The sequence below is a fragment of the Arthrobacter sp. Soil763 genome (genome assembly GCF_001428365.1).
GTDB lineage: Bacteria > Actinomycetota > Actinomycetes > Actinomycetales > Micrococcaceae > Arthrobacter.
In genome coordinates, this window is record NZ_LMSH01000005.1 from 62331 (window position 1) to 76488 (window position 14158).

The 14158-nt window shown below is 71.0% G+C and carries 10 protein-coding genes; all 10 read left to right on the plus strand.

Going from position 1 to position 14158, the window contains the following annotated elements:
* The first annotated feature begins 8 nt into the window (after positions 1-8).
* A complete protein-coding gene (locus ASG71_RS15390; protein ID WP_056740922.1) occupies positions 9-1811 on the plus strand; it encodes a peptidoglycan D,D-transpeptidase FtsI family protein in 1803 nt (600 codons plus the stop codon).
* Positions 1812-1923: 112 nt separating this feature from the next.
* Entirely contained in the window at positions 1924-3555 is a 1632-nt protein-coding gene (locus ASG71_RS15395; protein ID WP_056740924.1) for a UDP-N-acetylmuramoyl-L-alanyl-D-glutamate--2,6-diaminopimelate ligase, read from the plus strand.
* A 6-nt stretch (positions 3556-3561) separates the two neighbouring features.
* Positions 3562-5016 (plus strand): UDP-N-acetylmuramoyl-tripeptide--D-alanyl-D-alanine ligase, encoded by a 1455-nt coding sequence (locus tag ASG71_RS15400; RefSeq protein ID WP_056740926.1) that lies wholly within the window; start codon positions 3562-3564, stop codon positions 5014-5016.
* Positions 5013-6122: a phospho-N-acetylmuramoyl-pentapeptide-transferase gene (gene mraY / locus ASG71_RS15405; RefSeq protein ID WP_056740929.1), complete on the plus strand. Its 1110-nt coding sequence runs from the start codon at positions 5013-5015 to the stop codon at positions 6120-6122. Before ASG71_RS15400 ends, mraY begins: the two co-directional genes overlap by 4 nt.
* Positions 6104-7699 (plus strand): UDP-N-acetylmuramoyl-L-alanine--D-glutamate ligase, encoded by a 1596-nt coding sequence (gene murD / locus ASG71_RS15410; RefSeq protein ID WP_056740931.1) that lies wholly within the window; start codon positions 6104-6106, stop codon positions 7697-7699. The genes mraY and murD overlap by 19 nt, the downstream gene beginning before the upstream one ends.
* A gap of 2 nt (positions 7700-7701) precedes the next feature.
* Entirely contained in the window at positions 7702-9174 is a 1473-nt protein-coding gene (gene ftsW, locus ASG71_RS15415) for a putative lipid II flippase FtsW (protein ID WP_056740933.1), read from the plus strand.
* Between the two features lie 5 nt (positions 9175-9179).
* A complete protein-coding gene (gene murG, locus ASG71_RS15420; RefSeq protein WP_056740934.1) occupies positions 9180-10298 on the plus strand; it encodes an undecaprenyldiphospho-muramoylpentapeptide beta-N-acetylglucosaminyltransferase in 1119 nt (372 codons plus the stop codon).
* A 76-nt stretch (positions 10299-10374) separates the two neighbouring features.
* Positions 10375-11847 (plus strand): UDP-N-acetylmuramate--L-alanine ligase, encoded by a 1473-nt coding sequence (gene murC, locus ASG71_RS15425; RefSeq protein WP_082575238.1) that lies wholly within the window; start codon positions 10375-10377, stop codon positions 11845-11847.
* Positions 11840-12730, plus strand: a complete 891-nt coding sequence (locus ASG71_RS15430) for a cell division protein FtsQ/DivIB (protein ID WP_056740936.1) — start codon at positions 11840-11842, stop codon at positions 12728-12730. The genes murC and ASG71_RS15430 overlap by 8 nt, the downstream gene beginning before the upstream one ends.
* A gap of 208 nt (positions 12731-12938) precedes the next feature.
* Positions 12939-14153, plus strand: a complete 1215-nt coding sequence (ftsZ, locus tag ASG71_RS15435; protein ID WP_056740938.1) for a cell division protein FtsZ — start codon at positions 12939-12941, stop codon at positions 14151-14153.
* Positions 14154-14158 lie beyond the last annotated feature (5 nt).

A 14158-nucleotide genomic window follows, 5' to 3' on the forward strand; every position in this document is an offset into this window, starting at 1 on the left:
GAAACATCGTGGCGCAGAACACCGGCAAAGCACGCACCCGCACGACGCCGAGCGCCACCCGGCGGCTGCGGCTCGGGCTGGGCATCATGCTCTCGCTCCTGCTGGTGGTCGGCGGCAAACTCTTCCTCGTCCAGGGCCTCGACGTCGGAGGCATGGCCGAGGCCGCGCTGCAGAACCGGCTCAAACCGATCGAGCTGCCCGCCGAACGCGGCAGCATCCTCGACGCCAAGGGCACCGTGCTCGCCAGCAGCGTGATCCGCTACAACGTTGTGGTGGACCAGACGGTCAACACCAACACCGAATCCTTTCCGCGGCTGGAGAAGGTCGACGGCAAGGACACCATCGTCGAGATCCCGCGCGACCAGGGCATCGAGGAACTCGCGGCCGTGCTGGGCATGAAGAGGGACGACCTGAAGGACGCCCTGACCGGCAAGCAGCGCTACTACATCGTGGCCAAAGACATCCGGCCCGACGTCGAAGACCGCATCTCCAAACTCCAGATCCCAGGCATCGTGACCGAGGGCACCAGCAAACGGGTCTACCCCAACGGCTCCGTCGCCGGCGGGATCGTCGGCTTCCTGCGCGACGGCACCACGGGGCAGGCAGGCCTGGAGCAGACCCAGGACGAGGTGCTCCGGGGCACGGCCGGCAAGCGGCTCTTCGAAATCGGCGCCGACGGGCTCCGGATTCCGGTCGGCGTGGACCAGTTCACCCCCGCCGTCAACGGCAAGGACATCAAACTCACCCTCAACTCCGACCTGCAGTACTTCGCGCAGCAGGCCATCCAGAGCCAGAAGGACAAGCTCAGCGCCGAATGGGGCATCATCGTGGTCGCCGACGCCAAGAACGGCAACATCATCGCGATGGCGGACACCGACGCCCCGGACCCCAACGACCCGGGTAAGGCTGCCCCCGAGGACCGCGGCGTCCGCGCCGTGACCGCCGCCTACGAGCCGGGCTCGGTGGAGAAAATGATCACCGCCGCGTCGGCGATCGAGGAGGGCACCGCTCGGCCGCTGGACACCTTCACGATCCCGCCCACCTACACCGTGGACGGGCAGACCTTCACCGACGCGTTCGAGCACGGCACGGAACGCCGCACCCTGGCCGGGATCGTCGGCTACTCGATGAACACCGGCACGGTCATGGTCGGGCAGCGGCTGAGCAAACAGAAGCGGTACGACTGGCTGAGGAAATTCGGCATCGGCGAGGCCCCGGACATCGGACTCCCCGCCCAGGCCAAGGGCATCCTGACGCCCGCGGACCAGTGGGACGGCCGCCAGCAGTACACTGTGCTGTTCGGCCAGGGCGTGGCGCAGTCTACCCTGCAGACCGTCCGGGCCTACCAGAGCATCGCCAACGACGGCGTCATGCTCCAGCCCCGCCTGATCGACAGCTACATCAACCCCGACGGCACCGAGGAGAAGGTGCCCGCCAAGCCCAGCCGGCAGGTGGTGTCGAAGAACACCGCCCGGCAGGTCCGCGACATCCTGGAAAGCGCCGTCACGGAGGGCGAAATCAAGGACGCCGCGATCGACGGCTACCGGGTGGGCGCCAAAACCGGTACCTCCGAATCACCCTGCGACGACGGCAAGGCGGGCTTCTGCGGCTACACCGCCTCCATGGTCGGGATGGCACCGATGGACGATCCGCGGTTTATTGTTGAAGTGGTCCTGCAACGGCCCAAGGGCAGCATCTACGGCATCACCAACGGGCCGGTGTTCCGCTCCGTAATGAGCCAGACGCTGCGGACCTACAACGTGGAGCCATCCACCGGCAAGCCGGTCAGGCTGCCGCAGTACGCCAAGTAGCACCACGCAGCACCAGCCAGCAGCACCACCAGTTCCACGCAGACGGGCCTGCGTGCGGGGCGATGTCCCGCGCACGGCCCGCCCTGCCCCGGCACCACCAACGGAGATCGCCTTGTCAGAGCTCAATGCCCAGGAAGCGGCCGCGCCGTCCGGCCAGGACTCCGCGTTCCGGCCCACGGCCGTCACCGCAGTGCCGCTGGAGACCATCGGCGGCTGGATCGGCGTCGTCGTCCCGGGCGCCTCCGCCGAGGTCCCGGTCACCGGCATCTCGCTGAACTCACGGACCGTGCAGCCGGGGGACCTGTACGTCGCCTTGCCGGGCGCTACCCGCCACGGAGCGGACTTCGTCTCCGGCGCGGTGGAGGCCGGTGCCGTGGCAGTCCTGACGGACGACGCCGGTGCCCGCCTGCTGGCGCTCTCCAACGACATCCCGGTCCCGGTCCTGCTGGCCGACGAACCCCGCGCCCTGGTGGGCCGCCTCGCCTCGCTGATCTACCGCAGCCGCCCGGAGGATGCCCCGGCCCCGGCCCTGTTCGGGGTGACCGGAACCAACGGCAAAACCACCACCACCTACTTCATCAACTCCCTGCTCCGGGCCCTCGGCCGGAAGACCGGGCTGATCGGCACCATCGAGATCCTCGCCGGCGGGGAGCCGATCCCCAGCCTGCTCACCACCCCCGAATCCACCGACGTCCACGCCCTGCTGGCCCTCATGCGGGAACGCGGCCTCGATGCCGCCTCGATGGAGGTCTCCTCGCACGCGATCTCGTTCCACCGCGTCGACGGTGTCGTCTTCGACGTCGCCGGCTTCACCAACCTGACCCAGGACCACCTGGACCTGCATGGGACCATGGAGGAGTACTTCGAGACCAAGGCCCGGCTCTTCACTGCCGAGCGGGCCCGCGCCGCCGTCGTGACCGTCGACGACGAGTGGGGCCGCCGGTTAGCCGACCAGACCGACATCCCGGTGACCACCCTGGCCACCGTGCCCGGAACCGGTGCGGCGGACTGGACCGTGGTCGACCCGCGGCCCCGCGGGCTCGGCACCGAATTCGGCCTCCGGCACCGCGACGGGACGGAACTCCGCCTGCACACCGGCCTGCCCGGCAGCTTCAACGTCGCCAACGCGGCCCTGGCCGCCGCCATGGTCCTGGCCGGCGGCAGCACCGCCGCCGAGGTGCAGTCCGCCCTGGACGCCGCCGACCCGTTCACGGTCGCGGTCCCGGGCCGCATGCAGCTCGTCGCGACGGCGCCGGCCGCCGTCGTGGACTTCGCCCACAACCCCGACGCCCTCGCCCGTGCCCTGGAGGCCGTGCGCTCCCCGGAGCCGGAGGCCAAGGTCATCATCGTTTTCGGCGCCACCGGCCAGCGCGACCAGGGCAAACGCCCGGCCATGGGTGCCATCGCCGCCCGGCTCGCGGACACCGTGATCGTCAGCGACGACGACCCGCACGACGAGGACGCCGCCGCCATCCGCGCCGACGTGCTGGCCGGTGCGCTGGAGGCCAAGGCCGCCGAAGGGCTCGGCTGCACCGTCCTGGAAGTCTTCCCCCGCGACGCCGCCATCGCCAAGGCCGTGGAACTGGCCGCCCCGGCGGACACCATCCTGGTCGCAGGCCGCGGCCACGAGGTCTGGCAGGAGGTCAAGGGCGTCAACCTGGCGCTCGATGACCGGGTGGAGCTCCGGAACGCCTTGACAGCCCGAGGATTCACCGTTCTCGATGACCAGCGGATAGAGTCCTAAACCGAGATGATTGCATTTACTGCGGCGGAAATCGCCGAGATAACCAACGGCCGGCTGGCCGCGGACCCGGGCATCACGCCCGCCTCCGTGGTCACCGACTCCCGCGAAGCCACGGCGGGTTCCCTCTATGTGGCCAAGCCGGGGGAGGCCGCCGACGGCCACGATTTCGTCGGCGCCGCCTTCGACCGCGGAGCCGTCCTGGCCCTCGTGGAACGGGACACCGCGGCCGCCGACGGCCAGCCTTTCCCCGCCGTCGTCGTCAAGGACTCCGTGCTCGCCATGGGCGCCCTCGCCGCCGAGGCCGTCCGCCGGATCCGCGCCCGCCGTGCGGCCGCGGGGGAGGACTTCACCGTCATCGGCATCACCGGCTCCGCCGGCAAGACCACCACCAAGGACCTGCTGGCCGGCATCCTCGCAGGACGGGGCGAGACCATCTCACCGCAGGGCTCCTACAACGGCGAAGTCGGCGTCCCGCTGACCGTCTTCAAGGCCGTCTACGAGACCAGGTACCTCGTGATCGAGATGGGCGCCACCGGCGTCGGCCACATCCGCTACCTCGCGGACATGGTCCGCCCCGAGATCGGCGTTGTCCTCTTCGTCGGCACCGCGCACGCAGGCGAATTCGGCGGCATCGACAACATCGCCCTGGCCAAGGGCGAACTGGTCGAAGCCCTGCCCGCCACCGGCACCGCCGTCCTGAACGCCGACGACGCCCGCGTCGCGGCGATGGCAGCACGGACCATCGCCACGGTTCTTGGCTTCTCCTCCCAGGCCGACCCGTCCGCCGCCGTCCAGGCCGAAAACCTCGAGCTCAACGCCGCGGGCAGCCCCGAGTTCGACCTGGTGCTGCCCGGTGACGCCGCCCGCCACCACGTGTCCGCCAAGCTGATCGGCGCCCACCACATCGGCAACCTGCTGGCCGCCGCCGCGGCGGCGCACGCCGCCGGCGTCCCCGGCGCCGAGATCGCCGCCTCACTCAGCGCCCAGTCCGCCGCCAGCCGCTGGCGGATGGAACGCACCGAGCGGGCGGACGGCGTGACCATCATCAATGACGCCTACAACGCCAACCCGGAATCCATGCGCGCCGCCCTGCGGACCCTCGCGGACCTCGGCCGCGGCCGCCGCACCTGGGCCGTGCTCGGGGCCATGCTGGAACTGGGCGAGGACTCCATCCGCGAGCACACCGCCGTCGGCACCCAGGTGGTCCGGCTCAACATCTCCCGGCTGCTCGTCGTCGGCCGCGAGGCCCGGGCACTCTACGTTTCCGCGGTCAACGAAGGCTCCTGGGGCGATGAATGCCTCTTCGCCGAAACCCCGGAGGAGGCGTACGGGATCCTGCGCGCCGAGCTCGAGCCCGGTGACCTGGTCCTGTTCAAATCTTCCAACAGCGTCGGACTGCGCCACCTCGGTGATCGGATAGCATTACCCCCACTGGGGAACGAAGGGAGCACGCTGCCGTGATCGCACTCCTGATGGGCTCCGGCCTGGCGCTGCTGCTGTCCTTCCTGGGCACTCCGCTCTTCATCCGTTTCCTGGTCCGCAAGGGCTACGGGCAGTTCATCCGTGACGACGGACCCACCTCGCACCACACCAAGCGCGGCACCCCCACCATGGGCGGCGCCGTCGTGGTGGTCGCGGTGCTGGTCAGCTACGGCATCACCCACCTCGTGATGTGGATGATGAACCCCCGCTCGCCCGGGCCGTCCGCGTCCGCGCTGCTGCTGCTCTTCCTCATGGTCGGCATGGGCCTGGTCGGGTTCCTTGACGACTTCATCAAGATCTCGGCCCAGCGCAGCCTGGGCCTGAACGCCAAGGCAAAACTGATCCTGCAGGCCGCCGTCGGCATCATCTTCGCCGTCCTGGCGCTGAACTTCCCGGACGAGAACAACGTCACCCCGGCGTCCTACCAGATTTCCCTGGTCCGGGACATCCCGTGGCTGAACCTGGCCTTCGGCGGCACCGTGGTGGGGGCGATCCTGTTCGTGCTCTGGTCCAACCTGATCGTCACCGCCGCCACCAACGGCGTGAACCTCACCGACGGGCTGGACGGCCTGGCCGCCGGCGCGTCGGTCATGGTTTTCGGCGCCTACACGATCATCGGAATCTGGCAGTCCAACCAGTCCTGCGGTTCCCCGCGCCAGGCCGGCGCCGGTTGCTACACCGTCCGGGACCCGCTCGACCTCGCCCTGCTCGCCGCCATCCTCAGCGCCGCACTGGTCGGGTTCCTCTGGTGGAACACCTCGCCGGCGAAGATCTTCATGGGCGACACCGGCTCGCTCGCGATCGGCGGCGCCGTCGCCGGCTTCGCGATCCTGTCCCGGACCGAGCTGCTGCTGGCCTTCATCGGCGGCCTCTTCGTCCTGATCACCCTCTCGGTGATCATCCAGGTCGGCTACTTCAAGATCACCAAGGGCAAGCGGTTCTTCAAGATGGCGCCGCTACAACACCACTTCGAGCTCAAGGGCTGGGCCGAAGTCACCGTGGTGGTCCGCTTCTGGATCCTGTGCGGGCTCTTCGTCGCGGCCGGCCTGGGCATTTTCTACGCCGAATGGGTGGTACTGCTGTGAACATCCCCGCACCGCTGGCCAGCTCGCCGCGGCTGGAGAACCTCACCAGCTGGGATTCCGACTGGGCCGGGCTCCGCGTGGTCGTCACCGGCATCGGCATCTCCGGCTTCGCCGCCGCCGACACGCTGATCGAACTCGGTGCCCGCGTGGTCGTGGTCGACGCCGCGGACAGCGCCAAGGCCCGGGCACAGGCGGACACGCTCAGGATCGTCGGCGCCGCCGACGTCCTGCTCGGCCAGGACGCCGTCGCCTCGGTGCCCAAGGTCGACGGCGAGGCCCCCGAATTGATCGTCACCTCGCCGGGCTGGCGGCCCGACCAGGCCCTGCTCGCCGCCGCCGCGCGGGCGCACATCCCGGTCTGGGGCGACGTCGAACTCGCCTGGCGCGTCCGGGAACGCCAGGGCCGCAAGACCGCCGACTGGGTCACCATCACCGGAACCAACGGCAAGACCACCACCGTGGGACTGACCGAATCGATGCTGCAGGCCGCCGGCCTCAAGGCGATCGCCGTCGGCAACGTCGGCACGCCCATACTCGACGCCCTCCGTGACCCGGTGGACTACGACGTCTTCGCCGTCGAACTCTCCAGCTTCCAGCTGCACTGGAGCCACACGGTCTCGCCCGTCGCCAGCGTCTGCCTGAACGTCGCCGAGGACCACGTGGACTGGCACGGCTCCTATGACTCCTACCTGGCGGACAAAGCCAAGGTCTACGAACGCACGCAGAAGGCCTGCATCTACAACGCCGAGCAGATCGAGACCGAACGCATGGTCGAGGACGCCGACGTCGTGGAGGGCTGCCGTGCGGTGGGCTTCACCACCGTCACCCCGGCTGTGAGCATGCTCGGCGTGGTCGAGGACCTCCTGGTGGACCGGGCCTTCATCGCCGAACGCAAGGACAGCGCCGCCGAGCTGGCGGCACTGGCCGACCTGGGGCCCGTGGCCCCGCGACACATGGTCGCCAACGCCCTCGCTGCCGCGGCCCTCGTCCGCGCCTACGGCGTCGAGCCGGGCGCCGTCCGCCTCGGCCTGCAGAACTACCTGCCCGGGGACCACCGCATCCAGCCGGTCGCCCGGCACGAGGGCGTGCTTTGGATCAACGACTCCAAGGCCACCAACCCGCACGCAGCGGCGGCGTCCCTGTCCGCGTTCCAGAACGTGGTGTGGATCGCCGGCGGCCTGTCCAAGGGCGTGAACTACGACGCCCTGGTCCGGGACAACGCCGCCCGGCTCAAGGCCGTGGTGCTGATCGGCGCCGACTCGTCGGACCTGCTGGCCTCGCTCCAGCGACACGCGCCGGATGTCCCCGTGATCGGCCACGCCAAGGGCGACACTGAAGAGGTGCAGAACGCCGGAACTGCCCATGCCGACGCAGGCCCCTCGCCGATCTTCGGCGAGACTGTGATGGCACGGGCCGTCGCCGCGGCGGCGCAGCTGGCCACCTCCGGGGACACTGTGCTCCTGGCCCCGGCGGCTGCGTCCATGGATCAGTTCTCTTCCTATGCTCACCGTGGCGACGCCTTCATCGAAGCTGTCCGCGAGCTCGTGGAAGGGCAGGCTCAGACCACCGAGGAGTAGCAATGGTCAGCACGCCCACCCGTCCCGCCGCGGCACCATCCGCCGCGGCCACGCCCGCCGCCCGGGTCAGGGACTGGTACCGCCGCTTCTGGGCGGCGCTCGAAGGGACCGGCACCTCACGGAACGGTTCCACCTACTACCTCATCCTCGGCTCCACCCTCGCGCTGACCGCGATCGGCATCCTCATGGTGCTCTCCGCCTCAAGCGTGGAGGCGATCGCGGCCGGGGAATCCCCGTACTCGGCCGCCCTTAAACAGGGCGGGTTCGCCGCGCTCGGCGTCTTCGCACTGTTCGTCCTTTCCCGGGTCAACGTCGTCTGGCTCAGGCGCTTCGCCTGGCCGCTGATGCTCCTGGCCGTCGCACTGCTCGGCCTGGTCCTCCTGATCGGGCGCAGCGCGCTGGGCAACCAGAACTGGATCGACGTCGGCCCGTTCACCTTCCAGCCCTCGGAGGCGGCCAAACTGGCCCTCGCACTGTGGATGGCGACGGTGCTGGACCGCAAGGCGAAGCTCCTGCAGCAGTGGCGGCACGCGCTCGTGCCCGTAGTGCTGCCCGGAGCCGTGGCCGTGCTGGGCCTCATCCTCGCCGGCAACGACCTCGGCACCGCGATGATCGTCATGGTCATCATCGCCGCGGCGCTGTTCTTCGCCGGGGTCCGGCTCTACCTGTTCGGCATCGCCGGGGCCTTCCTGGCCCTCGGCGCCACCGTCCTGGCCGTCACCAGCCCCAACCGGATGTGCCGGATCCTGTCCTGGACCGGCCAGACCTGCGCGGACGGCTCGGACCTGAACTACCAGTCCACCAACGGGCTGTTCGGCCTCGCCTCCGGCGGCTGGTTCGGCGTCGGCCTGGGCCAGAGCCGGCAGAAGTACAGCTGGATCCCCGAGGCGCACAACGACTTCATCTTCGCCATCATCGGCGAGGAACTCGGCCTGGTCGGCACCCTCGTCGTGCTGGTCCTCTTCGCTATCCTGGGCGCGGCCATCTACCGCGTGGTCGTGGCACAGCAGGACGTCTTCCACCGCGTGCTGGCCGGCTCCATCATGGTGTGGCTGCTCGGCCAGGCCAGCGTCAACATGGCCGTCGTCACCGGCCTGGCGCCCGTGATCGGCGTCCCGCTGCCCTTCATCTCGTACGGCGGCTCGGCCCTGCTGATGTCGCTGTGCGCCGTCGGCGTCGTGCTGTCCCTCGCCCGGGCCCAGATGGCCCCGAACATGCAACCGAACGGACTGACCCGGTTCGGCCCCGCCGGTTTCGCCCGGGTGCTCCGCCGGCAGGCCGCGGCCAGGCGCGCCGCCAAGGCCCCCGCCGGCCGCAAGACCCCCGCCCGGGGCAAGGCTCCAGCCCCGGGCAAGGCTGCCGCCCCGGCGAAAGCAGCCGGCACGGCTGGCCCGGGCACGGCCCCGGGTGCCGCCGCCCGGAAGCCCGGCACCAGGACCCCCGCCCCCAAGAACCCCGCACGAAAGCGCAGCTAGCCTCCATGAACACCGAGTCACCCCTGTCCGTCGTCCTTGCCGGCGGCGGCACCGCCGGGCACATCAGCCCGCTGCTGGCCATCGCCAACGCCCTCCTGGAGGCCCGGCCGGAGGCCCGCCTGCTGGCCGTGGGCACCCCCGGCGGCATGGAGCAGCGCCTGGTGCCCGCCGCGGGACTGGAGCTGGCCACCGTCAGCAAGGTCCCGTTCCCGCGCAAGCCGTCGCTGGAGCTGCTGCGGCTGCCCGGCAAGCTGGCCGGAGCCGTCCGCCAGGCCGGCGCCATCCTCGACGATGCCGGGGCGGACGTGCTGGTCGGCGTCGGCGGGTACGTCTGCACCCCGCTCTACCTGGCCGCCCGGCGCCGCCGGATTCCCATCGTGGTGCACGAGGCCAACACCCGGCCGGGACTGGCCAACCGCGTCGGCGCCCGGCTGAGCCGCCACGTCGCCGTCGCGTTCGCGGGCACCCGGCTCCGCGGCGCCCAGCACGTCGGAATGCCGATGCGGCGGGAGATCTCCGGCCTGGACCGGGCCGCGGCCCGTAACGCCGCGCGCACCGCCCTGGGCCTGGACCAGGACAAACCCACGCTGATCGTCACCGGCGGCTCCTCCGGCGCGCAGAGCATCAACCGTGCCATGGCCGCCGCCGCCGAAGCCCTGGGCGCCGCCGGCATCCAGACCCTGCACATCACCGGCCGCGGCAAGACCGTCCACGACGCCGAGGGCCGGCCGCTGGCCGCCCCCGGGTACCGCCAGGTCGAATACGTCGACGGGATGGAAACGGTCTACGCCGCCGCCGACCTGCTGCTGGCCCGTTCCGGCGCCGCCACCGTCTGCGAGGTGGCCGCCGTCGGCGTGCCGGCCGTCTTCGTTCCGCTGCCGATCGGCAACGGCGAGCAGGCCCTGAACGCCGCCGGCCTCGTGGACGCCGGCGCCGCGCTGCTGGTCGATGACGCCGCGTTCGACGCCGACTGGATCAGCGCCCAGGTCATCCCGCTGCTGCGCGAGCCGGAGCGGCTGGACCGGATGGCCGCCGCAGCCCGGCAACAGGGCATCCGGGACGCCGACCGGCGGATGGCAGCCCTCGTCCTGGACGCGGCAGGCGGCGGTTCCAATGGCCACTAGCGGCCCGGACGCCGGCCGCGCGGACAGCGGCGCGGACAGCACAGACTTCGACCAGCAGGCAGGAAACGGAACAGCAATGACCCAGGCCCCCCACGGCACCCCGACCGCGGCCCGCACCCAGGAGTCCCTGGGCCGGGTGCACTTCATCGGCATTGGCGGCGTCGGCATGTCCGCCGTGGCCCGGATCATGGCCGCCCGCGGGGTCCCGGTCAGCGGCTCCGACGCCAAGGACCTGCCGGTCATGGCCGACCTGGCCGCCGCCGGCGCAAGGATCGCCGTCGGCTACGATGCCGCCAACCTGGCCGACGCCCAGACCGTCGTGGCCGGCTCCGCGATCCGGCCGGACAACCCCGAGCTGGCCGCGGCCCGCGCCGCCGGCCTGCCGGTGCTGCACCGCTCCGAGGCCCTGGCCGCCGCCATGGCGCAGGACACGGCCGTGACAGTGGCGGGCACGCACGGCAAGACCACGACGACGTCGATGATCACCGTGCTGCTGCAGGGCGCCGGCCTGGACCCGTCCTTCGCGATCGGCGCCAACGTTCCGGCGCTGGGCGTCAACGCCGCCTCCGGAAGCTCCTCGGTGTTCATCGCGGAGGCCGACGAATCAGACGGGTCCTTCCTCAATTACCGCCCGCGGATCGAGGTGGTCACCAACGTCGAACCGGACCACCTGGACTTCTACGGCACCGCCGAGGCGGTCTACGCCTCCTTCGACCGCTTCACCGAACTGCTGCCCGCGGACGGTCTGCTGGTGGCCTGCGCCGACGACGACGGCGCCCGCGCCCTGGCAAAGCGCACCCGGGACCGCGGCAACACCCGCGTGGTGCTCTACGGCACCCCCCCGGACTCCGACGTGCGGCTGCACGACGACGGCCCGGACGGGGTCTGGATCTCGACGCCGGCGGGACGCTACGCCGTCGCGCTCCAGGTCCCCGGCCGGCACAACGCGCTCAACGCCGCCGCGGCCTTCGCGGTCGCCCTGGAACTCGGCGTCGACCCGGACACGGCCGCCGGCGCGCTGGCCCACTTCTCCGGCGCCTCCCGGCGCTTCGAATACAAGGGCGAGGGCCGGGGCGTGCGGGTCTACGACGACTACGCCCACCACCCCACGGAAGTGCGCGCCGCCCTCGCCGCCGCCCGCTCCGTCGCCGGTGACCGCCGGCTCCACGTGCTCTTCCAGCCGCACCTGTTCTCCCGCACCCGCGAGTTCGCGCACGAGTTCGCCGAAGCCCTCAACGCCGCCGACACGGCCCTGGTGCTGGAGATCTACCCGGCCCGCGAAGACCCGATCCCGGGCGTCACCAGCCAGCTGATCGCCGACCACCTCGGCCCGCACGGGCACCTCGTCGGCCCCGGCGACGACGCAGTTCGGGCCGTGCTCGCTGCCGCGGAGGCCGGGGACATCGTGCTCACGGCCGGCGCCGGCGACGTGACCGCCTACGGCCCCCTGATCGTCGCCGCGCTCAACAAGAGCGGGCTCAACGACAGCGCGCCCAACGACAGCGGGCTCGGCGGCGACGCGCCGGAAGCAGGGACTCCCGGTGCCTAGCACACGCCGGCCCGGCTACCCGACCGGCCCGCGCGGGTCCGGCCCGGCCCGGCCCGCGGGCAGCGCGGACGAGGTCATTTCCGCCTCCAAGGCCGACCCCGGCCCCGCCGCGCCCGGCGCCTCCGCGCCCTCAGCGGGATCCGGTGCCCCGGAGCCGCGCGGCAACGTTCTGGCCTTCCCGGAGCCCCGCGCCAAGCGGCGGCGCCGGGTCATCCTGGGCACGCTGGCCGCCCTCACCGTCCTGGTCGCGGCCATCATCGCGGCCGCGGTGTACTCGCCGTGGCTGGCGGTGCACTCCGTCACGGTGGAGGGCACCCGGATGCTCAAACCCGACCAGGTCAAGGCCGCCCTTGCCCCGCTGCAGGGCAAGCCGCTGCCGCAGGTCAGCGACGAGGAAGTCACCCGGCTGCTGCGTCCGCTCGTCCAGGTCAAGGCGGTCAGCACCCAGGCCCGGCCGCCGTCCACCCTCCAGGTCCGGATCACCGAACGCGTGCCCGTGGCGCTGGTGAAGCAGGCCGCCACCTACCAGCTGGTCGACGTCGACGGTGTCCAGCTCAGCACCACCAAGACGCCGGACAAGGTGAAGCTGCCGGTCATTGACGGCGGCCGCGGCACGCTGCCGAAAGACCTGTTCCACGCCATCACCGCCGTCCTGGGCGCCCTTCCGCCGGACGTCCTGGCCCGGCTCTCCGATGCGTCGGCGAAGTCGGCCGACGCCGTGTCGCTCAAGCTCGTCGACGGCCAGACGGTCGTCTGGGGCAACGCGGGGGAGAGGGAACTCAAGGCCCGGGTGCTGGCGGCGCTGTTGAAGGTACCGGCGGACCCCAAGAACCCGGTTGCGGTGTACGACGTGAGCGTCCCGCGCCACCCGGTGACCCGGTAGTCGGTGGTCCTGGGTCATTTACCCGGCATTTACCCGGTATTCCCGCGACACGCGGAGCCGGTTATTGAATGTCCCCGGCAGAGGAAATAGCGTCACAGGCATGAGTTACTTGACATAACTATAACCTTCAAGTGGAAGGTTAAGGTTCAAGGCTTCAAGCTTGACTCCATCAGTTTTCGCAATAGAACACGAACAAGGGACACGTAACGTGGCAGCTCCGCAGAATTACTTGGCCGTCATCAAGGTCGTCGGCATCGGCGGCGGTGGCGTGAACGCAGTCAACCGCATGATTGAGGTCGGTCTCCGCGGCGTCGAATTCATCGCCATCAACACCGACGCGCAGGCGCTGCTGATGTCCGACGCGGACGTCAAGCTCGACGTCGGACGCGAGCTGACCCGTGGCCTGGGGGCCGGTGCGAATCCTGAGGTCGGCCGGCAGGCCGCGGAGGACCACGCCGACGAGATCGAGGAAGTGCTCCGCGGAGCGGACATGGTCTTCGTCACCGCCGGCGAAGGCGGCGGCACCGGCACCGGCGGCGCGCCCGTCGTGGCCCGCATCGCCCGCTCGCTCGGCGCCCTGACCATCGGCGTCGTCACCCGCCCCTTCACCTTCGAGGGCCGCCGCCGTGCCGGCTCCGCCGAAGCCGGCATCGACGCCCTGCGCGACGAGGTCGACACGCTGATCGTCATCCCGAACGACCGACTGCTGTCCATCAGCGACCGCAACGTCTCGGTGCTGGACGCCTTCCGCTCCGCGGACCAGGTCCTGCTCTCCGGTGTCCAGGGCATCACCGACCTGATCACCACCCCCGGCCTGATCAACCTCGACTTCGCGGACGTCAAGTCCGTCATGCAGGGCGCCGGCTCCGCCCTGATGGGCATCGGCTCGGCCCGCGGCGAGGACCGTGCCGTCAAGGCCGCCGAACTCGCCATCGCATCGCCGCTGCTGGAGGCCTCGATCGACGGCGCCCACGGCGTCCTGCTGTCCATCCAGGGCGGTTCGGACCTCGGCCTCTTCGAGATCAACGAGGCCGCCCGCCTGGTGCAGGAAGTCGCCCACCCGGAGGCGAACATCATCTTCGGCGCCGTGATCGACGACGCCCTCGGGGACGAGGCCCGCGTCACCGTGATCGCGGCGGGGTTCGACGACGTCAAGGCCACCTCGCCGTCGATGGACCAGTCCCAGCCCGCCCCGGCACGCCCCGCGGCCCCCGCCCCGGCTCCGGCCCAGGCTCCCGCCTCGGCACCGGCCCAGCCGATGCACGCCGGCGTCGGCGCCTCCGGCCTGGGCAGCTGGGGCCAGCAGCGCCCCTCGGCCGTTCCGGCGGATTCCGGCTTCGACGTGGACCTGCCGTCCGTCGTCGAGCCCGACCTCTCCGGCCGCCACTCGGACGACCTGGACGTGCCCGATTTCCTGAAGTAACCCGC